The sequence below is a fragment of the Bacillus sp. CZDM1 genome (assembly GCF_055502545.1).
In genome coordinates this window covers 99,301-123,425 of the sequence record NZ_JBUESO010000012.1, presented here as the reverse complement: position 1 = coordinate 123,425, position 24,125 = coordinate 99,301, and the positions used below count along the sequence as shown (strand labels likewise).

10 protein-coding genes are annotated in these 24,125 nt (G+C 38.8%); 2 read left to right on the top strand and 8 right to left on the bottom strand.

Annotated features, from left to right (window positions below; genetic code table 11):
• Window positions 1–3 precede the first annotated feature (3 nt).
• Together ACY3XC_RS22820 and ACY3XC_RS22815 are read right to left on the bottom strand one after the other, a co-directional pair.
• Complete coding sequence (locus tag ACY3XC_RS22820) at window positions 4–1,518, bottom strand: long-chain-fatty-acid--CoA ligase (protein WP_464870599.1); 1,515 nt, start codon at window positions 1,516–1,518, stop codon at window positions 4–6.
• A 274-nt stretch (window positions 1,519–1,792) separates the two neighbouring features.
• A complete protein-coding gene (locus tag ACY3XC_RS22815; RefSeq protein ID WP_464870598.1) occupies window positions 1,793–2,683 on the bottom strand; it encodes a LysR family transcriptional regulator in 891 nt (296 codons plus the stop codon).
• A gap of 139 nt (window positions 2,684–2,822) precedes the next feature.
• Between ACY3XC_RS22815 and ACY3XC_RS22810 the strand changes: the two genes are divergently transcribed.
• Window positions 2,823–3,842, top strand: a complete 1,020-nt coding sequence (locus ACY3XC_RS22810; RefSeq protein ID WP_464870630.1) for a YeiH family protein — start codon at window positions 2,823–2,825, stop codon at window positions 3,840–3,842.
• A gap of 89 nt (window positions 3,843–3,931) precedes the next feature.
• Here the strand turns inward: ACY3XC_RS22810 and ACY3XC_RS22805 are convergent, their stop codons facing one another.
• The 4 genes from ACY3XC_RS22805 to ACY3XC_RS22790 all read right to left on the bottom strand — a co-directional run bounded on the left by ACY3XC_RS22805 (window position 3,932) and on the right by ACY3XC_RS22790 (window position 8,663).
• A complete protein-coding gene (locus ACY3XC_RS22805) occupies window positions 3,932–4,846 on the bottom strand; it encodes a LysR family transcriptional regulator (RefSeq protein WP_464870597.1) in 915 nt (304 codons plus the stop codon).
• A 174-nt stretch (window positions 4,847–5,020) separates the two neighbouring features.
• Window positions 5,021–6,130, bottom strand: a complete 1,110-nt coding sequence (locus ACY3XC_RS22800) for a Ger(x)C family spore germination protein (RefSeq protein WP_464870596.1) — start codon at window positions 6,128–6,130, stop codon at window positions 5,021–5,023.
• Window positions 6,127–7,227, bottom strand: coding sequence for a GerAB/ArcD/ProY family transporter (locus ACY3XC_RS22795; protein ID WP_464870595.1), 1,101 nt, complete (start codon window positions 7,225–7,227; stop codon window positions 6,127–6,129). Before ACY3XC_RS22795 ends, ACY3XC_RS22800 begins: the two co-directional genes overlap by 4 nt.
• Complete coding sequence (locus tag ACY3XC_RS22790) at window positions 7,224–8,663, bottom strand: spore germination protein (protein ID WP_464870594.1); 1,440 nt, start codon at window positions 8,661–8,663, stop codon at window positions 7,224–7,226. Before ACY3XC_RS22790 ends, ACY3XC_RS22795 begins: the two co-directional genes overlap by 4 nt.
• A gap of 254 nt (window positions 8,664–8,917) precedes the next feature.
• On the opposite strand from ACY3XC_RS22790, the gene ACY3XC_RS22785 reads away from it, so the two are divergent.
• On the top strand, window positions 8,918–10,138 hold the full coding sequence (locus tag ACY3XC_RS22785; RefSeq protein ID WP_464870593.1) for a helix-turn-helix domain-containing protein: 1,221 nt from the start codon (window positions 8,918–8,920) through the stop codon (window positions 10,136–10,138).
• A gap of 129 nt (window positions 10,139–10,267) precedes the next feature.
• On the opposite strand, the gene ACY3XC_RS22780 is transcribed toward ACY3XC_RS22785, so the two are convergent.
• The gene (locus ACY3XC_RS22780) at window positions 10,268–18,439 is read right to left on the bottom strand and encodes a S8 family serine peptidase (protein ID WP_464870592.1); all 8,172 of its coding nucleotides are present in this window, start codon (window positions 18,437–18,439) and stop codon (window positions 10,268–10,270) included.
• 702 nt (window positions 18,440–19,141) lie between these two features.
• The gene (locus ACY3XC_RS22775; RefSeq protein ID WP_464870591.1) at window positions 19,142–23,827 is read right to left on the bottom strand and encodes a S8 family serine peptidase; all 4,686 of its coding nucleotides are present in this window, start codon (window positions 23,825–23,827) and stop codon (window positions 19,142–19,144) included.
• Window positions 23,828–24,125 lie beyond the last annotated feature (298 nt).

Below are 24,125 nucleotides of genomic sequence, written 5' to 3'. Positions count from 1 at the left end.
TTCTTACTTTACTTCAGTCAATTCTCTTAACTCTCTGCGCAAAATCTTACCTGTCGAGTTTTTAGGCAGCTCTTTAAAAAACTCCACTTGTTTAGGAAGCTTGTACTTCACGAGTCTTTCCTTACAAAATTGGATAATGTCATTCATTGTAATCTGCTCATCCTTGACTACGACGTAAGCTTTTACGCTTTCTCCGTATTCTCCATCAGGAACTCCAACTACGGCCGCCTCGACAACGGCAGGATGCTGATACAGGACTTCTTCCACTTCACGAGGATATACATTGTAACCGCCCACAATAATCATGTCCTTCTTGCGGTCAACAATGTAGATGTATCCTTCTTCATCCATTGTTGCGAGATCACCGGTGTAAAACCACTCGCCTTTAAAAGCTGCTGATGTAGCTTCCGGCATCCCCAAATATCCCTTCATTACATTTGGCCCTTGAACAACTAACTCCCCGACTTCACCTCTCGGCAATTCTGTACCGAACTCATCTACCACTTTGCTATAGACAGCTGGAATATTCATGCCGATAGAACCTGGTTTGCGTGTTCCTTTTAATGGATTAATCGCAACGAGAGGAGCTGTTTCCGAAAGTCCATATCCTTCTAAGATAGAAACATTAAACTTGTTTTCAAATTTATGCAGCAGCTCGACTGGAATCGAGGCTCCTCCAGAGATACAACTGCGAATAGATTGGAAATCCTCCGCAATCGCTTCAGGTAATTGATTGATAAAACTGTACATCGTAGGTACTCCTGCAAAAACAGTTGCCTTTCTTTCTCGAATGGTGTTGACCACATCGACAGGGCTGAATTTAGGCTGGATCAGGACTGTTGCTCCACATGCAATAGGTGCATTCAAACAAACTGTCATACAGAAAACATGAAACATTGGCAGGACAGCTACTACACGGTCATTTTCATCGAGTTCAAGTAATGTTGAAATAGAGTCTGCATTCGAGGCTAAGTTTCGATGTGATAACATCGCACCCTTTGGTTTCCCGGTCGTACCTGACGTGTACAGAATGACTGCAAGGTCATCTTGATCAATGTAAGGGCTTCCACAAACTTTCAGGCTTGTTGCCAGGAGATGTTCCCATGTCCATTCCTGATTCTCGGCTTCGGTATAAATGACTAACTTTAGATTTTCCAATTGTTTCTTTACTTCTGATAACTTCGCCTCTACGGATACGTGAGCAATGACCGCTTTGGCTTGACTATTATCTAATATGTAGCTGATTTCCCCTTGGGTAAACAAAGGATTGATCGGTACAACAAACGCACCTAATTGTAAAATGCCGTAGTACGCAATGAGAAATTCAGAGGTATTTCCTAATAAAAGAGCCACTCCATCTCCCTTCGCTATTCCTTGGGCAGACAAACCAGCAGCCAATTGATCCACCTGCTGAATTAGTTCCCTATAAGTAACACTTTTATCACTATAGATATAAGCGATACTTTCTGGGAAATTACTTGCGCTTTTTTTCAGATTTTCGTATAGATTATTACTCATCAAGATTTCCACCCCTTTTCCTCACTTAGAAGCGTTATTTACGCTTACTATTGTGAATATTTAAAATATTACTACACCAAGTATACTCATTAATAATAATTAAATAAAATTAAAGATTTTAATTTGTATGTAAGTATTACTAATATTAAAATAGTACTAATATTAAAATTGGCGTTTAACATAACAGGCGGCTTGCTTCCATGTTCTCTACATACACTTTTACATAAAAAAACAAAGCCCCACTTCAAAGAAGGCTTTGTCCTTTTACATTTTTTTATTTTTGATACTTTAAATGATTTTCTATTAACTCAATAAATAAGTTCATAGATTTTGTATGCAATTCAACAGATTCTGTGATAACTGAAAAATTTCTTTTTATCGGTGTTCCTTTTACATTTAATAATTGAATGGTACCAAGCAGTCTTTCTTTTTTAACAGTAAGTTCTGATAAATAACTAATACCCAGCCCCGCTTCGACTGCTTCTTTAATTAGTTGTGTGCTGCCGAACTCCATTAACCTAGTGGGACGTATTTGCAAAGATTGAAATAATTTTTCTGTTGCATCTCTTGTTCCAGAGCCTTCTTCACGGACAATCCAATTCTCTTGTTCTACCTGTCTTCGTGTAACCTCCTTATTATAATAAATTGGATATTTACCTCCTGCCATGATATACATTTGGTCTGTGGATACTGTTTTAATATATATATTTGTATGAGATATTTCCCCTTCAACAATCCCTACATCAATCTCATGACTTAGGATTGCTTTGGCAATATCTCTCGTGTTTCCTATCTGAACCGAAGGAGTAATATTAGGGAAAAGATTCTTCATTTTTGCAAGTATATGTGGTAAGACATATTCACCAAAAGTATAACTGGCACCAATTTTTAATAGTCCTGTTGGCTCGTTATTTAATTCATTGACTAACATCGACATTCGTTTATATAAACCTGTTATATCTTTTGCATGTAAATAGACTATTTCACCTGCTTTCGTGAGCTTCACACTTTTGTTTGTTCGCAGAAGCAGTTTTGCGCCTATATATTTTTCTAATAGTTGAATTTGCTGGCTAACGGCAGGCTGCGTCATATGAAGCTCTTCGGCAGCTCTGGAAAAGTTTCTTTTATCAGCTACAGAAATAAATACAGATAATAGTTGATCCATACGTTCACCTTCTTTATATCGTTTTTACTTATTATCATTATAATAATCATTAATTTTACTTATTGTAAATCATTCGTTACGATAATTATACATAAAGAAATCAAGGGGATGAAAACCATTGGAACAAAAAGCATTACTATTGCCCAGTCCTAATCATGAAAAAAAAGCGAAAAAAAAGCTAAATGTATCTTTGGTATATGGAATAGGTTTTACGTTTATCATAGCCCTGTCTGGCTTTTTTTTGGCAGCAATACCCGGTCTAAATCGCATTGGACCACTTGCTTGTGCCATTTTACTTGCTGTTATTTATAGACAGGTTTTTGGATATCCAGAAAGATTACGTACAGGTATTCAATTTTCAGCAAAAAGACTTTTAAGATTTGCGATCATACTTTACGGGTTAAAGCTTAACATGATCGTCATATTTCACGAGGGCTTTCCACTATTGCTTAAAGGAGCCCTAACCATTATTTTTTCGATTGTTGTTCTAATGTTCATTGCAAAATTGCTTAAAGCAGATTTAAATCTTTCTCTATTACTAAGCGTTGGCACTGGTATTTGTGGTGCTGCTGCCATCGCTGCCGTATCACCAATTATAAAAGCAAAAGATGAAGATACGGCTATGGGGGTAGGTATCATTGCATTAGTAGGCACAGTTTTTTCAATTATCTATACGTTATTATTTCCTTTATTGCCTATTAGTTCTATAGACTACGGAACCTGGGTTGGAATTAGTCTTCATGAAATAGGTCATGTTGCATTAGCAGCCGTTCCAGCAGGGCAGGATGCTCTTGCTCACGCATTACTGGCTAAACTTTCACGAGTATTTCTATTAATTCCGCTTTGTTTTATCCTAATGTTTTGGATGAAAAAGAATGGAAAAATGGAAGGAGAAGCAAAATTCGAGTTTCCATGGTTTTTAATTGGTTTTATCATCATGAGCTTTGTGGGGACCTATATCATGGGTTCTGAGGTTTTAGTATCAGACTCAATTATGACTGATATTGCAACTTTGACATCATTTATTTTAACGATGTCTATGACCGGCTTAGGATTAAATATTAGTTTAAAAGAATTACGTACGAAAGCAATACGTCCGCTTATTGCCATTATCATTACATCTTTGCTTTTAACTTTACTAACGTATTATAGTATATAAATTTAAAAATCATATCAAATAATTTATAACAGCGATCCAACATAATGGAAGTGCCCCTCGACATATAAGAAAATAAGACAGCCTGAGTTCTAGCTTGGCGGCAAGAACTCAGGCTGTTTTAGGTTTTTAATAAAGTCATCAATAAATTCCTTCGCTACTTTTGTTAAACCTTTTGTTTCTAAATATATAAGCCAGAAATCAATGGGAAAATAATTTTCTTCCCTTAGAGGGATGATTTTTATTTCTCCATTTTTAACCATGGGACTATGTCTAAGAGAAAAATCATGCAAAAATAAAACGGCTTGACTTTCTTTTACCAATTCAAAAAGAAGGCTGCTGCTGTTTGACCTAATTAAAACTTGATTGGGATTCAATTTTATTAATTTTAATACCTTTTTATAATCCGATGAATGATATAGAACAAATTTTGAATTCTCTAAATCACTAAGAGTTATATATTCAAAAGAGTAATAAGGTGAATTTTTACCAACCGCTATACAAATGTGACCCTCATGGATATGTTCAAAACAAATATTTTTTTCTTTTTTTAATTCATTAATAGATGCATGTATGAAAGCGAAGTCATAGTTTTCTTTGTTGAAATTCTGAATAATATCTGTAGGGTTTTGCTCTACAAATTCGAATGTAATATCACGATTTCTTGAATTAAACTTAACCATTGTTTCTTGTATCGCATAAGAAAAGGTGGGCGCTGTAATCATTTTTAAATGAGTTTGATTACTGTTTTTATAATCATAAATTTCTTTGTTCAGTTCTTTAATCGTCTTAAGTAAAGCGATTGCTTTTGAAATAACGATTTTACCTTCAAAAGTAGGAGTAACTCCTTGTTTTGCTCGGTTAAAGATTTTTATTCCAAGCTCATTTTCTAGCTGTGTTATGGATTGACTCATCCCTGAAGGTGAAATAAATAATTTTTCTGCTGCTTTTGTAATGGACATCTCATTCGCAACATTGACAATATACTCCATTTGTTCAAAATTCATTCTATCACCTCAATTTCAGCTGTCCGGTCCACATTATGATCTATGAAAACATTTTACACTTGATTTTTATTCTCCGCCAGACACAATTGTTCTGCATGGAATTTCAGATAAAATAAATAATTTTGGCCATTCATAGGACGCGTTCCCCAATCTGAGTACGCGCCCATCGAGCTATTATTCATCCGAGTTAAGGATCTGTATGTCGAAATTCGGTTCGATCGTCATTTCCGGAAAGTCTTTGCGCCAATCCAAAGACTTCCAAATGTTCGGATGGTATGCCTTAAGTTCCTTTCCAATGCCGAGAATGTCGCAATTCGCTTTTTGCAAAGTCTCAATCGTCGCTGCCGCTTTTTCTTCCATATGTTTACTCAGTTCTTTTTCCATTTGATTAACGTAATCAGAATTAAAAATGTTAACTGATTTGCCAAGTTCGAATACATTAATTTGCATTCGGACTCCGATTTTCACTTTCGGTAAACCTCCTGATTTAGGATGTACTGTGATCTTTGAATTCCCTTTTTTAACGGCAAACCCGTATACGATTTGTCGTCCCTCAGCGTTTTCCGACATATGTCCAGTAAATCTTTGCCTTCCTTTTTCCTTCCCTAACAACAACATCACCATCTCGACTTGTTCTTTGCTGAGATTTACCCCTGTATTCTTACCTTGACGGAATAATAGAGCGCCACTTAATTCCATTCCCGAATTAAATGATTTCAACACGGGCAGCGCGACATCTTCCAATGGTTCTTGCCAGGATAGAATAAAACGCATCATGGAAACGATGGGCATCATTCCTGAACTATCCATAGATATAATAAACTCATGCAGATCTTTGGTAAACTCTGGATTATTTCCCGATTTAGTTTTAAATACCTTCGAAATGCTCCCTTCAAATACAACTACGGGGGTGTTGATCGACGAATAGGGGGCCTTAAGTAAAAAAGCGAGTTTTGGAACAGGATTATGCGATGCAAAACTCTTGCTTAAAATATAGGTTCTCGTGTTGACCGTTAAGAAAGGAGCTCGATCGATGTTTTCTCCTTGGCCGACCGCTTCAACTATACTAGGTCCTCTGAGCACCGTTATCTCCGATTTCGGATTCCCTCCTCCTTGGCCCGCACTTTTGAGCTTGGTGACAATAAATGCTAGTTCTACGTCTCCACTCTCTTCGTCCAAATCCAACCCGGCGACGTCCACCAATTGAAGATTACGCAGCGGTAATCGATCCCAACAACCGGTCAAGAGCAATAACGACAAAATTCCAATTGCCGCTTTTTTCATCCTTTCGCCACCTTTCCCCGTGCCAAAGAAATGAGAAGCAAAAATGTAGGCACAATGGCAATTATTATACCAGTAGCAATATTATGATAGTCTAATATTCGGGTCTGTAATTGCCGGTCGGAACACCATAATCCGAGCCCGAAACAAACGATTGCTAGAATCCATACCATAAGAGGATGGTTGCGGATTTCCTTACCTCTAATGAACGCAAAATAACGGGCGGACATGAACATATAAACATACAGTGTTACCATAACCACAGCTAGCCAAATCGTCATAAATACAATATCGAGGCTCTGAACGACTGGCCAATTGAATACACGGAGAATGAAAACCATTGGCTCCGGGATGGACTTCAATTGATTTTCGCTGAAGTTGGATGTAACAATAACTGCTATCAACACGTAAAAAAAGGTCGTAAATCCATTGGCAGCCGAAATTGCCATTAAGATATCCTTCTTCTTGCGGGTTCTTACAAATGGAAAAACGTATAAGATAAGCTCATAACCCGAGTACAACCAAAACGAAGGGACAGCACCCTTTATAAGCGATCCAATCCCGTGAGTGCCAATTGGCAGAAGATGACGGATGTCACTTTCTTTTCCTATTCCACTTATCAATACGATCACAATGCATATCATAAACATAAGCATAATCATTTGCGTAAGGGTAGCAATTGACCGTAGGGTAGAGGAAGCGATATACGCTCCCATTGTGAATGATACTCCGATTATCACAAACCAGGGAGTCTCAAATAACACCCACCGGTTGATGACATCAGAATAAGTGATAATAACCATAAGACTATTTTGCGCGAAGTACGCGGCAATCAAGAAGTTTAAGACCGATCCTAACGGCTTTCCAACAATAGCAGAAATATACTGGGGCAACGACCGATCGGCATATCGCTTTCCAAGTTGATAGATGATCAGGATGACCGCTTGAGCAATCACTCCCCCAATCAATATGGACAGCCACGAGTCGTTGCCCGAGTAGCGGATTTGTGCGTAAGGGATCGTTAAAACACTAACGCCGATTTGGGTCAGAATAACTAGGCATATTAGTTGGTTGATAGAGATTTTTTCTAAATGTATCATTCAGTCCCCTCCCTTCGATCATTTAATCTCATTTCGTCTTTTGCCAAGCTTTCCATCGGACGTTTTTTCAAGCTCCTGATTGGTCCTCTGAACCATGTATCCTTAAACGTATCACCGCTAATTCCCGAGTAAAGGTACGGAATGCCCATCGTGTTTAGACGGGCCAAATGCATTAGCACCAAAATAAATGAAATCTCCAACCCTATGAGTCCGAAGATCGCTGCCATCATGATGAACGGGTACGTCAATAATCGGGCTGCACTACTCATTTCATAGGAAGGAATAATAAAAGAAGAAATGGCTGTAACCGCCACTATAATAACCATCATATTGGAGATCAGATTGGCCTCAACGACGACGGTACCAATGACAATACCGCCGACGACACCGATCGTCTGGGAAATCGGATTTGCGAGACGAATTGCTGCTTCTCGCAATATTTCGAGTATGACCAACATAGATATCGCTTCTAGTATGGGTGGCATCGCGATGTATTGCATAGAGCTTTGCAGCGTTAGCGCTATATCAAAGGGCACAATCCTGGGATCGAAGGTGACAATGGCCACGTAAATTCCGGGTAAGAAGATCGCGATAATAAAGCTGACGATCCGAAGAAACCGTATGGTGCTGCCGAACAGCCAACCGACTTGGTAATCGTCTGGGGTTTGGAAGAAAGCCCAAAACGAAACCGGAACGATCAGGGAATTTGGCGAACCGTCGGTCAAAATCGCGATTTTTCCTTCCATCAAGTATGATCTTACCCGGTCTGGTCTTTCGGTTACGAGCATTTTCGGAAACACTGAGAATTTCTTATCTTCGATTAACTCTTGGAGAAACCCGGGCGCTTCAACATAATCGATGTCGATGTTTGTTATCCTGCGATCAAACTCCTTTAAGACATCTTCGTTGGCGAGAGAACGTAGGTAAAGTACGGCAACTTTTGTATTCGACCTGCGGCCAAGCTGATAGGACTTTACGACAAGATCGGGCGACGCGATCTGCTTGCGCATCAAATTGAGATTCGTATCCAGGTTTTCAATCAACGCTTGGTTGGAACCGCGTAGTACCCGTTCATTAACTGGAATATTTACCGCACGTTCTTTATTAAGCTCGGTTCCAAGTAAATAGAACTTGGCTTCACCTTCAATTTGAATAACCGTCTTCCCCGCGACGAGCGCTGTCGATGCAACCGTAATAAGATCCGTCTCACCATAATCTAGAATGGATACAACTTCGCGTACGCTAACATCCGTGTTACTCAGCAATGGTCGGATAATATGCTCTTGTACTACGGCAAGTTCGATCATTGTATCCAAATAAAAAAGCCGAAAATGTCGGTCGCCGGCCACGAAATCGCTCGATTTGAAGTCTGAGCTATGGAATAGCATCTTCTGCAGCGACTTCTCGTTTTTGTCTAGTGATTGGTCGGCTTTCATTAAAGGTACCTCGTTTCTTCAAATCGGAAAGTTTTACATATTTTACCCTCAACTTCTTTTCCTATTCCGTTTCAATGCTATTAAAATGAACTTTTCTCTACATCGAGTGGCAGCTTTATTATTTGGATATTTCATTTGAATGTCTTCTTAAGTATTACTTCACAAGATACTCCATTTTTCTAAATGTACTTAATATTTCGAAGAATGTAGAATGTTGTAATAATAGAGATAATTGGCCAAGGAGGATATTAGTTATGTATGAGGGGAAAATCATCAAGTTTTACCGTGAGAAATACAAACTAACTCAGGAACAATTAGGGAAAGATATATGTTCTATCACACATATTAGTAAAATTGAATGTAATCAAACAACCTACTCACCTGAAATCATTTCATTATTATCCAAGCGGCTTGGAGTAAATATAGAGTTGGAAGTAAATAAACTTAAAAATATTAAACAACACTTATTTCATTGGCAGGATGCTATAATTATGCAATCCTTTGAAGATATGGAACAAATTAACAGTGAGCTCGAGCGAGAAGTATTAATTGAAATCTCTGAATATAGATTTATGTATCAGTTACTTCGAGCAAGATATTTACTAATGAATAATTGTCCACATGAGGCAATTAAGACTTTAAAAAAATTACAAAAAATAGAAAACAAATTAACACCTTATGAAACGAATTTATTAAAACATGTTTTGGGTATCTACTACATTGCAAAACAAGAATACGTAAAAGCAATAGAAACATTAAAAACCATACAAAATGAGGATTATATTAATCCAGAATATTATTATCATCTGGCAATAGCCTACCACACTATACAATCACCCGTTTTGGCTTATTATTATGCTGAAAAATCCCATCAATTCTTTCAGGATATGAATAACTATCTTAGAGTTATTGATGCAGAAATGCTTATGATCATTCAGGTTGAAGATGATGAAGGTAAAGAGGAAATCATACAACGGTTTAAAAAATTAATTAAAAGCTGCGATTTACTTAATGCCCCTGAGCGAAAGGCAAAAGTGTTGCATAACTTAGCGACTGAATACTTCCGAAGAAAAAACTATGAGCAAGCAAGCAGGTTTTATAAAGAATCCATGTCCCTTAAGGATCAAGAATCTCCTGTCTACTTACTTTCTTTAGAAGGTTTTATTCGCAGTTCGTTTGATGGGAATCTAAATACCAAAGATCAACTAATACAACTAGCAGAACATGGATTAACGATTGCAACTAGGATAAAGGAGTTATTATATATCCATTTATTTAAACTTTTACTTTACTTATTAAAATCTAAAGAAACTGAATATCATCAATATTTACTCAATAAAGCATTACCTATGTTTAGTAAATCTGGTTATACTTATTTGATAAAGCGTTCTAAAAAAGAATTATTTTATTATTATTCTAAAAATAATTTACCAGATAAAGCATTGGAAATGGCAAACTTATTAATCAAAACTTAAACTTAATAAACCTTTAGGCAAACCCGTTTTCTCATTAGATTTGTCTACAGTCTGGAAGGAGGATGATTCATCCTCTTTTTTCGTTTGAACAAAAATATCCCTGAAAATTTTCAGGGATATTTTTGTTTCTTATTTAGTAACAGTTACTTTTGTAGCAGCACTTACGTTACCTGCTTGGTCTTTCACTGTTACGTAAAGGTTTGTGCCTTTTTTTTGTTTCTCAATGGAAATAGTGAACTTACCATCTTGATCCGTTTTTCCAATTCCAATTGTATCTTTACCTTCTTTTACATAAATCGTAGAGTTTGCTTCAGCTGTACCTGTTACTTCTCTTGTCTTAGAAGTCACTGTATCAACTGTCGGCGCATTTGGAACTGTTTTGTCAATTGTAAAGTTTACGATTGTTTCGTTTCCAGCTGCGTCGGTTACCACTAATGTGTGACTTCCTTCGCTTGTAACTGTCTTACCGCTTGTAAAATCATTCCCATCTAATTTAGCCGTTCCTTCATTAAAGGAAATGATCACATCTTTGTTGTAGAGTCCATTGTTGCTTACACCCGTTACGACTGGAGGTGTTTTATCAATGGTAAATTTCACCGTTGTTTCGTTTCCGGATGCGTCGGTTACCACTAATGTGTGGTTACCCTCACTAGTAACTGCCGTTCCGCTTGTGTAATCTTTGCCATCTAATTTAGCTGTTGCTTCAGTAAAGGTAATACTGACATCCTTGTTGTAATGCCCATTGTTTTCTACACCCGCTGCCCATTTTGCGTAAAGTCTTGTATCAGCTTCAACCTTATCTGTCGCAAAATTCCAAGCCGTTTTACCTGCAGCATCTTTATACCAACCAAGGAATGCGTAACCAGGTCTTGTTGGTACAGTTGGAGCCGTAATTGTTTTTAAATAATCTCCTGTCTTGCTATCTACTAAACTACCATCTTGATGATCGAAGACAACACTGAATTTATGTGGTGTCCATTTTCCATAAAGTGTTCTATCAGAATAGATAGAGTTTGTGAATTCCCATGGAAGAGTACATGCCTCATCTGCGAACCAAGTTAAATCATAACCATAAACAACTGGTTCTGTGATTCTGCGTACTACAATTTTGTCCTGTACGGCAAATGGAGCATTTTCTTGAACTACGAAATGTACATTATATCCATTCACTACTTTTTGAACAAGTGTCACATCCGCATAGTCCGTTGCCTTGATAAGAATCGTGTAATCTCTTGCTCTTGAGAACAGGCTCTTATCTAGCGTAATTGTACGGTTAACCGTATCTACACTGTACTTCGCTTGGTCTACCGCAATACCGTTTATCGTGATGCTACTAATCGCTTTTGCCCAGTCACTATCACTGAATTCAAGCTCTATTTTGTTCCCTAGAGCATAATCGGTTGTATCTGGCGTAACAACAGAACCTGCTAATGCGTATTTTGCATAAAGCGTGATCGGTTTTGTAACAATGCTTGCAAAATCATATGGTGTTGTTAAGTTTTGATCACTATACCAACCGTAGAACTTAAAGCCAACTTTTGCTGGATCAATTGGTTTTGAAGCACTTCTGTCTACGATTTGAGCTGGAACAGGATCTCCTCCATTTGATTCAAACGTTACCGTATAACCGATGACTTGATCGGTCACAATCGCGTCCCGATACCCTTCCGAAACAATCGTCACATTGACCTTTTGTCCGTTTGTGAATAGGTTATGGTTAAGAATGATGCTGTTATCCGTCATCGTGTAATCTGTATTTGCTACTAATGTTTTAGAACCAATTTGCACTGCTTTGATGTTCTTTTTCCATGTTCCGTCATCGTTGAACGTTAACGTAATTTCACTACCTACAATGTTTCCAACTGTATCCTTTGAAACCGCAGGTGGTACTTTTGTCCAACCTAAATAGTAGATGGCATTATCCGTTAAAAGAATCGGACCGTCTGTAATAGTGGACTTCTTGTCGCTTGAACCCGCTGCGTCTAAATAGAGGTATAGACTAGGTGTCAGATCGCCTTTTGTGACATGTGATGGAACCTGTGACATCGTTGGCGCACTCGCTTTTGTATTGATAAGCTGATCAGCCAAGAATAAGTCATTTGCATTTTTTAATGTTCCGCCGTTTAAATCAATATGACGTCTGTATCCAAGACTAATATCAGGGATTGTCACCGTTTCTCCTGTCGTTGCCGTTATCGTGACCTTATACCCTTTGATCGCCCCAATATTAGCAAGTGTTGGCATTTCACTGAACGCAAATTTCTCTCCCAAGTTACTTTGACCAGCTTGAACAGCATGATCATGTGTGGCTGTTTTGAAGGAAAGGATTCCGTTACTACCGTTTGACGTTAAGTCATAGGTAGTTGGGTCTAACGTATAAGTCGTTGGTGTTGTGGCTGTTGAACCATCACTATTTAGTTTATAGAAAGTCGCCTCAATTTTGGAAATCTTCTCTTTTCCTGTTAACCATGAAACATTGGTTAAATAGTCTGGGATGTTGATGTTTAAATCGCCTTCCCCAAGTACCCAACCTTTTCCACTCACAGCACCGTTACTTCCGTCGAATTTTAACCCATTCGGGTCCGCTGCATCAACAGGTGAATAGTTTTGAGTGGTATTCATTTGCCATTTCGCATAAACCGTCTTGTCTGCTGTTAAGACCCCTGAAGGATCCCAGTATATCGTTCCAGCTGGATCGCTCCACCAACCAAGGAATTTATATCCCTCTTTTGTTGGTGTAGGATTAAACGAGCCTATTAAACTACTACTCGGACCGTTAGACCTACTTGAACTTGCTTTAAAACCGACAGCCATTGATGGAATCGTCGAGCCGCCTTGGCTGTTAAACGTAATGCTGTAACCAACCGGCTGTTGACCTGTATAAACTGGGTCATAACCTGCAATGACATCTGGATAAGCATTGCCATTACCATTAGAACCAATGGTGATTTTGTAAAGCTGCGGCAGGAATTTCGCCCCACCAGGGTCGACCGTCGCATTACCATATGAAGCAGGGTTATTCGGGTCAAGCGTTGAATTCGTCATAAATGTTTTCGCGTTCAACGTAATTTTTCCAGGCTGACTAATATCGTAATATTTTTGATTCGTATCTGGATTGATTAACGTTGTGATATCCATATTTTTACCATTGTTTGTCGTCACGATCACTTTATTGATTCCATTTCGCCAGTTCGCATCTTCCGAGAAGGTTAACGTTAAATCCTGCCCGATATGAGCTACGGCCGGGTCTGTGATAATCGGTACCGCAGGCGTCGGAATTGGGACAGTTGAAATCGTAAAAGTTTTGACCACATCTTGGTATCCTGTAGCCTTCACGGTCATAGTGTAACTCGTAGCCGTAGGGAATAAAGAACCAGGGAACGTAATCTTCGATGACATCGACTGTGTTGCACCATTTGCATCAAAGTACGTATAACCCTTCGCGATGGTCACTTGATCGGTGACATCTGTTGAATTAAGCGTGATGTTCGTAATCGCTTTTCTCCATACTACATCATCCACGAACACTGGGCTTGTTGGAGCAAGTGAAATCGTAGCCCCATTCTGCAAGTCCTGTAACTTCGGTGTTGATGCGATTGCTTGGGCTGGAGCTGCAAAATTTAACTTTTGCATCACTTGTTGCAAGGTGTCGCCTGCATTTAACGTGATGCTACCACCATACTGAGTCGTAATCGTCATGTCTTGATCGACTGTCATTTGAGCATTTGGAACCGTTAAACCTGCATCAATGGCACTTTTATTTTTCTCCCCAAAGTTTTTAAAGATGAAATAGAAATCGTTGTAATCAATTCCGTAACCAAACCCCGTTGGCTTGATCCAATAAATATCTGCGTTACGGTTGGTGTTCAAGAACGCCGTCTTTTTCGCTACTGTATTATCTGGATTATTAAAATTATTTAGGTTTTTGTACTGATAGTAGACATCGATTTCATTCAGCAAATCTTTCATGTCGATGACGTTGTCGCCATTGACATCTCCACCTAAAAGAATCGGGAAGAGACCCGGAAGATCTTTGACGGTACCTGATTGATAACCAAATTTGTTTTCACCAATGACAGGTGTTTTTTCATATCCCTTGAAATGTCCTGGAACACTCGCTTCAACAGAATATGGTTGATCACTTACATCCATCGTCACGGCATAATACGGGTCGATGAACGTATACTTGATTGTATTATTAAATGAGGTAGGGTTGTCTGTTGTAAAGGTTTTACCCTTATCGTCTCTAACCGTTACCTTCGCTCCTGATTCCACCGTAAACTGTGGATATTGATTGTTTACGTTGTTTTTTTGGAACGATTCCGCCGCCACACGACCTCGAAGGACAGAGATGGACTGACGCACATTCGGTGTATTGGTTGGGAACCATGCTACTTGGGTATCCTCACCTGACAAGGTTAAATTCGATTTTAATAAAACGAAGTCAACTGGTCCTGTAATGGGGTCAGGGTTCTCATAAGTAACATCTGCTTCGATAATCTTCATATCGTGGTCTAAGGCACCTGCTGCACCGATTCCAGAGATGGTGACATCAATGTTTTTACCGACTTGATACACCGGATGAACATAGGGTTCACTGACTGTTAAAGCAACGTCATCAAGGTTAATCCCTTTTCCAACGAGATACTCTTTATATTCATCGGTTAGTCTGATATGGCTAAATGAATACACTTTGCTATCATTCAGCGTGATGGTCGCACCCGTCATGCCGATTCCATATTTGGTTGCAATCGTCGTTTTGAACGGTTTATTATTATCGACAACCACTTTATCTTCATTTCCTGGACCTGCATCGACTCCATTCGATGAAGTTAACGTTATATACGGATTACCCTTTTTGATAAAATAATAAGTCTCTTTTTTCACATCGTAATCTTCTGCACCCGAATAGTCGACGGGATTAAGAATAAATTCACTACCAAATTTGCTCGCTACATCCTCCGCTGTGACACCAAAATGGAAGCGACCATTCTCATCTGTATTGAAGAATACAGTTGGGAACATACTATCTTGGTAGCCCACAACAGCGTTCAATCCTTGATCAACAGGGACTGGTGTTACCCCGTCTTTCGGACTTGGAACACTCGTTTCACCATTATTTTTCATGACATCAATGTTCGAATCATAAACGGTACCATAAAATCCTTTAATCTCTTGCCCTGGTAGGTACCCTGCAGTATTAATTTCATAAATGCCACCGTTTGAATCCTTGTCCATCGTCATTGTTGGTGGTGTCCCGTCTACATAGACAGTGTCTTCTGCTGTGTAGCGTTTCCCATCTTTATCCGTCGCAATCATCTCAAGAGAGTAAGAACCTTCTGGTAAAACGGCTATATTACTTGAGATTCCAGACTGGTCATACGTTCCATCATAGTCTTTCGTAAATGGAAGATACATTCCTCTGAAAAGGGTGATCAAAGGACCGTAGTGAACACCTGGGGTAAAGTTTTTACCATTACTTAACGTGTTCGCTAAACCGATATATTTTCCATCTTTGTCTTTTATGAGAATATAGAAGTTTTCCATTTGGTTATTCACGGTTAAATAATAGGCTGAAAGGTTACCCACTGTCGTTGCTTTGATCGCAACCTTAAACGTATCAATTCCTTTTTCTGCCACTGTAACCGTGAACGGTATGCGATACGTTTCGCTTGCATCCGCCTCATTGACAAGATGGACATACCCTTCATAGGTGCCCTCTAATGCGTTCGATGGTACGGTGATGGTCGCGGTTGTTTTCGCTGTGTTTTTCCCACCGACCAAGATGCTAGTGACTTTTTCCCCGCCGTTCGTAAAATCAACCTTCACATCATTTCCTGTTCCAGGACCTACTTTATTGGATAAAGCAAATTTCGTAGAAAGAAACTCGGTGCTCACCTTAAAGGTTTTAGGGCTATCTCCTTGGTTAACAACGTTGAAGTCTTTTGACGAAACGACATCATCTGAGCCATTTGTTGCACCGTCACCACGGCCTTTAAAACCAAAGAACATGCTTCCGTTTTTGTGAGCAATTGGTTCCGTTTTTCCATCCACAATCGTCGTTGATAGGTCTTCTACTTGGACTTTAACATCCGATTTGATCGCTCTCTCAGGATCAATACGACCTGCACCTACTTGATAGACGCTATACGTTTTCGAATCGGTGTTTATGTCTTTCGCCGTATTCATTAAAGCCGTTTTCACGTCAGCTGGCGTGTAATCTGGATGAGCGGCAAGTACAAGTGCGATTGCCCCTGTTGTATGAGGTGCCGCCATAGACGTACCTGACATTGCTTCATAAGCATACTGATAATCATGTTGGGTAACGCCTTCTTGTGGACTCCATACGTCATATGGAACTGTCGACAAAATGTCAACACCAGGTGCCACTACATCTGGTTTAATGGTCCAATCTTTAACGGGACCTGTTGAACTGAAGCCTGCTAGTTCATCGCCATTTTTCTTGATAGGTGCATCAAGAGTCATTGGGAACGTAACGCTTGCTGAGTTTGGATCTGCTTTAATCGCGTTCGTTAGGGCTTGACCCTGTGCTTGCGTCAAGGAAATCGAATAAACATTATCTTGGCTTACACCTAAGAAATTTGGGATATATCCTTGTGTTTCAGTATCGTCTTGATTATCCCAAATGATCATTGCTTTTACGCTAGCATTATGAGCATTGGCCATTTTCGTTTGCAAAAACTCTCCACCGCGATGGACAAGTACGATTTTCCCTTTTACGTCTTTTCCTTGGTAATCCGCTGCACTACCTAAACCAACATCTACGATTGGTAATGTTTGACCTTTTAGCGCATCATCGGCATCTGCAAAAGTTTTACCGAATAAACGAGCTTGGTAAGAAGTATTTCCATTTTTTACAGTCATCACAGGTATTTCTACTGGTATACTACTTGCCCCAACCGTAATCGCTAGTGGAGACGTTCCTGGTGAACCGACTGTTGCGACACCTGGACCACTGTTACCTGCTGAAACCGAACAGACCACACCCGCTAACGTAGCGTTGTTAATCGCAATACTTGTTGGGTAGAATGGGTCGTTTTGATTTGCCCCTAAAGAAAGATTGATGACATCCATTTGATCTATTACGGCTTGGTCAATCCCTTTTAAAACGGAGTCTGATAAACCGGATCCGCCTGGCCCTAATACACGATATCCATGAAGTTCCACATCTGGCGCCATCCCATTTGCTGAAAACACGCCGTTATTATTCGTTGTGTTGGCTGCAATCGTCCCCGAAACATGCGTTCCGTGAGATGTGATATATTGTTTGTAATCTGCTGGAGCCGGCATAGTGATAGGATTTGGATTTGGATTTGCCCTCGCTTCCACCCAATCCGGATAAATCGTTTCCATTGGGTCATGGTCATCAATTAAATTGATATTTCCTTGCGCATCCAGCGTAGGATTGGCAAAGTCATGCCCTCCATAAAGGTTCCCATTCGCATCATGTGTCACCTTGTAAAGGTCTGGATGATTATAGTCAATCCCTGTATCTAATACCCCGACTTTTACTTTTTGACCTGTACGAGGACCCGTTTTGATAATTCCTGTATGCCCCTCCGCTTGAAGCTTGTCGACTCCCATTAATGTAAGACCACCAGTTGGCTTACCTACATTACCTGCTTCCGAAGTCTTTGATGTGTTTCCTGATTCCGACGCCGAATACTCCACTAATGGCCAAACGGAAGCTACTTCAGGGTTTTCCGCTAATTTTCCAACTTGATTTCCTGGAAGAGTTAACGCTACACCATTAAAGGCATCCGTGTATTTTCGCGTAATACTCATCTTGGTATTGACCGTTTTTCCGCCGATCACTTGCGTTTTCACCTGCGTATTGACAAAGGATTGAAACGCTTTGTGAGAATCTTTCACTTTTTGTTGAGCTTCTACAAATTCAGACGCAAATGCTTGAGCGCCCGCTGTTGCCCCACCTTTTTTAAGTGATTGTTTGATGACTTGGATTTTCGCTGGATCGGTTTTAAACTGAACTATGACTTGAATGTTACCTGATTTACGTAAATCCTTTTGCTCTACATGGATTTTTTGCGCAATATCTGCTCCCGTAAGCTTATTAATGTTTGCTTTTTGCTCAGGAGTAAGACCTGCAAGAATGCGGTTTACTTCTTTTGCATTAAAAGTTCCACTTGATACACTTTGCTGACTTGGATTAGGAGCAGCTTGTACGACTGTTCCACTCTGAGGTAGTACAAAGTTTAAAAGCATTACAATCAACAAAAAGATGGATACCATTCTCTTTTTTTGTCTCATTCTCTTACTCATATTTACCCTCCTTTTAATATATAAAACTATGAGCAATTTAATAGATGATCTACTTGCCCATACTTTCGCAAAATATTAAAGTATTAATAATTTTCTAAATACTTAAATATAATTATATTATAATAGCATTTATATAAATCGTACATTGGGGGAAAACTACCTTTTCGAATAGACGTTTTTCTTCCCAAAAAATAAATAATTGGGTTTTTTGCTAATAAATGATAGATTTTTAGTTAATTAGCGAATAAAGTCGACTAAGAAAAGGATGCTATGTTAAATAAAGGAAATAAATTGTTACTTTGTATTTGGGGTAATATTAGAAATTCTCAAGAAAATTGTCGAGCGCATATTGATTTTAAAGAAAAAATCTATCAAATTCCTTAAATAAATAGGAAGGATAGCTTTTAATAATCGAATTGTATCTCTCATAACTTTATAATCATTTCCTTGTACAGTTGTATAAATATTTCAACCAGGAACAGAAATCTCTGGTTGAAAATCTAATGTATTTTAATATTCTTCAACATTAATATTAGAAAAAAGAATGACACAAAATCCTTTCCACGTTCTCATTCTCATTGGTATCATTTCCTAAGCCCATAAATAAAAGTGCTACTCTTTCAAAGAGCAGCACTTTTCATTACCTTAGATTATTTCACTATTGTCCGCCGGTGTTGAATGCGGTTTTAATTGTTGTTCTTTTTACTTTTTAGCAGGTAGTAATGGATCTGCTGTTGTTACCGTTACAACGTTAGATATACCCGCGTTCAATCCACCTGTTACTTTCACTCTAAACTTGTAGGAAGTATTAGCTGACAATCCTGTTATTACCGCTTTGTTAGAGTCTACTTTAACTGGTTGTTCTGTTGTCGCAGCGCTCCATGTAACACCATTATCGCTCGATTGCTCAATTTTTACTTCCGTTGCATTGACAGCGGTAATCCAGCTAAGAGCGGCCGTATTTTTAAATATAGTAGTATTTTTCAATGTGTTAACAGTAGATGCAATTCCCAATTCATTGAAGTAATGTGTACTGTACTTACCAGCAACTTGTTCTTTCGGCTTAACGGTTGCATCTGCGTTTGATTTATACAAATTCTGAACAATAAACATCATATCTGTTTCATTAACAATGCCGTCTTGGTTCAAATCTTCTATTTTGAAGGTCTCTGTATCTTGCATACCAATTTTATTCGCTACTTTCTTAACGTCAAGGACATCAATAACGCCATCACCATTTACATCACCTGCAGCAGAAACTGGTTGCTTAGATGTAGCGTATAAATACTGACCAACTTCCTCGCCCCAAGTCGTTTTTGCACCTAGAGTCACTTTTTGTATACTCTTTAAATGTCCAGGAGCTTCCACTACAATATTATATGGTTCTTTTGAAAGAGGAATATTCTTTACGTCGATATAACCGTAATTATCAACTGTCCCTGGGTATTTCTCTCCGTTAGAACTTTGCGCGTATACTGTTGCTCCAACTTTCGAAAAATCTTTACTCCATTGACCGTTGAAAGCTTGAAGACGTACATATGAAACTACATACGAATGCTTCGGTATAATTTTGTAGCTGTCAATCTGGTTGAACAGAGTCATTTTTGTTGGTTCAGACTCTCCAAACTTCGTGTAGCTGAAGTCTTTCGTATTTTCTTCTCCGTCCATTGTATCTGCAAGAATATAGAAATGATCGTCTACAAGCTTAAACGTTACATCAAGGAACGGGCTATCCCCGCTAAATCCTTGGAATCCATCTCCGCTTATATGAGCTCCTACGTTAACCATTTTTTTAGACCAGGTATAAACTGAGTGCTCCTTTACGACTGGTTCGTCTACAGTTACAGTCAAGCCTTTATCTTGTGCATATTGTTGGAACTCTTGATTCACTTTTACATCTAAAAATTCAAAGTTCGTATAATAACCTAGATCGTACGTACCGGACATAAGTTTCTCAACATTGTTTAAACTTAAAGTCATTGTTAACGTATCGTTTTTATACACTTTTTCTTTATCGTAGGTAGGCACTACATACGGCGTACCTTCCTTAACAAAGGCATAAGGATAAAATTCATTTAATAAATGGGCGTTTGTAGCCTTATCCATTGGGAATAAAATAAGGGTTGCAGGACCATTCTCAATGTCTTCTTTCTCAATACCAAATTTCACGTCTCCGTTCGCTTCAACAGGAAAATCTCCATTAGGGAATATTTTCTGATTTTGATAATAGAATAGTGTGTTCGAAGACTGTGTAAGACCAAGTGGTGCTAATTGATTTGCACCTTCATCATAAAGATTTGCATGAATCCAAAATGCGTTATGAGAATTACCGTTTAGTGTTTCTTGTGTAAAGTCTGAATCTTTTAGCTCATATACTTTACCAGGAGCTTTATCTTTAAAGGTAAGCTTAGGTAATGTATTGTCCACAATAAACTCATGAGATTCCTCGTATGAAATACCGTCTGCATCTACTGCTCTTAGCTTCAGAGTATATTGACCTTCTGCTAATACTGATTGTGGTAGGTTAATATCCGTTATCTCATCTTTTGGATCTCCAATAAACGGATAGTAAGAAGCGCCAAAGCTTAAAAATAAATCTTCGTCTATCGGTGCAGTTCCAGCATTGATAGTTCTTGGACTTGTGCTTCCTAGTGCACGACCGTCTTTGTCATAGTAAATCGCTCGAACATTTTTCATCGGGCTATTTAATTTAAATTTCACCATATACACAGGACCATTCATAAATGGATGTGCAGGATCCCATTTCACGGTACTGATGGCTGGATTACTCACCTCAATACTATTAATCCCTTTTTCAACTGCACGAACAGCGAACGGAACACGATAGCTTTCTTGTGGATTTGCATGATTGACAATATTCACATAACCTTCGTATCTGCCCGTTTTTGCTGTTCCTGGTACACGAATCGTCGCTGTTAAATCAGCGGATTGCCCCGGTTCAACAGTTAACGACTGTGCAGATGTCGTCATTTCTACCTTATTGGACACTGCGTCAAGAACGCCACTTTTAGCCTTCGAATATTCATAACTGATATCAAAAGTTTTTGCTACAGTTCCTTTATTTTTAAGAACAACTTTACGACTGTCTTCATTCGTAGCGTTTTCTTTTCTATAAATCGTACCATAAGCAATTGATCCTGTTTCTTCGTCAATCGTGACAAGGCTGCCGTTTTGATCTTTATTTTGCGTCTTGTCCATAACTTTAACAGATACATCTGAATGAACGGCTTCTTTTACATCGACTAATCCTGCTCCTACTTCATATACAGAATAATCGCCAGATAATTTATCTGATGTATTCATTAACGCCGCTTTCACATCAAACGGAGTGTAGTCTGGATTTGCTTGTAAAATAAGAGCAGCAATACCGGCTACATGAGGCGATGCCATCGACGTTCCAGAAATACGTGCGTATGCTGACGAATAATCGATTCCGTCTTCTGGACTATGAATGTATTCCGGGTAAGTAGAATGAACAGATACACCAGGTGCTACTACATCAGGTTTAATGTCATAGTTCTTCGTAGCAGGTCCTCTTGAGCTGAAGCCCGCTAGATGATTTCCTTCTGTCGTAATTGAACCAACATTACTAAAAGTAATTGAAGAAGATCCTGCTGCCGCTTTTAATCGCTCTCCATCCGCTTTCGTTATACGGAAAGCAGGGATGAAATTGGTTTCATTAGCAAGATAACTGTCGATTTCGCCATCGACATTGTTATACATAATCACAGCGGCTGCTCCCGCTTTTTTAGCATTGACCACCTTATCGGCTAACGCGTACGATCCACGCTGAATTAATGCTACTTTTCCTGTTAAGTCAATTGGTTGACCATTAGCATCTTTAAAATCGTTTTCCCCACCTAATCCAACATAAACAACAGGATACGTTTTATTCACTAACGTTTCTAAATTGTCATTAAAGCCTTTACCTAAAAGCTTCATGTTGTTGAACGTTTCACTGCCAACGGTCGCTGATGCTGTAGGAATGCCCATCGGGAAGTCGCTTGCTCCAACTGTGATAGCAAACGCTGCTGTTCCTGGAGATCCAAGCGTTTTCTCACCTGGACCTGCGTTACCAGCTGATACTGTACATGTCACACCAGCAAGTGTAGCATTATTAATGGCAACGGATTCTGCAATTAACGGGTCGTTTACGGCAACACCCAATGACAAGTTAATAACGTCCATTCCATCTTTTACAGCTTTATCGATACCTGCAATAATGTCACTAGACCATCCGCTACCATATGGACCTAACACACGGTAACTATATAAATCAACATCAGGCGCTACACCTAAAGAAGGATTATCAACACTATTTTCCCCTTGACCTGCAATCGTTCCTGCTACGTGAGTACCGTGAGACGTATAATATGAATGACCAGGATACTCCGGCTTTCCTTCATTTATCCAATCTTGGTATGTTGTCTCCATGGGATCAGCATCATCACCGACAAAATCCCAACCTTTTACAGTTGTCGGATCAATAGTCTTTGCATCTTCTCCATCTTTTTTACGATATCCATTATATGCGTTTGTTAAATCTGGATGGTTGTAATCAATACCCGTATCGAGAACGCCGACTTTAATTCCCTTACCCGTAACACTATCATTATGCAAATCTTCAATACCTGGAAGTGGAATATAATTCTCTTTCAACGTTTTTGTAGAAGTATTTTGCTCGGAAACACTTTGCTGCTGGATTGAGGTTGCAGCTGATTTTACTTGCTCGTTTCCAGCTGACAAATTATCTTTATAGGACCCATTTAATTCTTTTGGATCAAGCTTTACAACTCGATCTTCATAAATACTGCTGACTAAGCCTGATTCTAAAAGTTTATCCACATCTGTTCCTGGGAGTGTCATCGCTACTCCGTTAAACGAGTGCTGGTATTCTCTAGTAATCTTAATTTCTGGTTGTGAAGCAGGAGTAGACGGGGTAATGACACTACTTTCTTCTTTTTGTTTCCCCAATCCTTGAACATAATCTTTAAACTTTTTATGAGAATCTTTAACCTTTTTAGCAGCGTCTGTCAATGAAATCTCGTTACCTCCTAATTGCTGCTGAACTACCGCTACTTCTGCTGGAGCTTGTTTAAATTCAACAATGACGCGAACTGGATCAGCACTGTGAACGTTGATATTTGGTGAAATTTTCACTTCACTCTCTGTGCTAATTTTGTTCATTGCTTCTAGCTGCTCTGGGGTTAGCGTATATGTCCCCGTATGAGCTTTACTCGGAATCGTACCTTGAGTGATATTTTGGACTGGGTTTGTAGCTAAAACATTAAAAGGTATGACTGAAGACATCAATATACAACTCATTGTTGTCGTTGCAAAAATCTTTTTAAACTTATTTTTCCCCAATTGACTTCTCCTCCTGAAATGACTTAATTTGTGTTTCTTTTTAAAATATTCCAACAAATATCGCTATTTATTTTATTGTACTTGGGGAAATTATGTTAGTAAATTGGGGGATTTTAATGATTTAGATATAAAAAATGGAGTATTTTATCGCTTAAATTTTTATAAAATCCCATCTCTGTGTTTTAATATTTGGGTTTTGAAGTAAATGAAATTTGGGGGATATCCACGAATTATCCAATATTATATTAGTTGAATATGTAACTATAAATTTTACCAATTTCATATTTTTGTTTTGAAT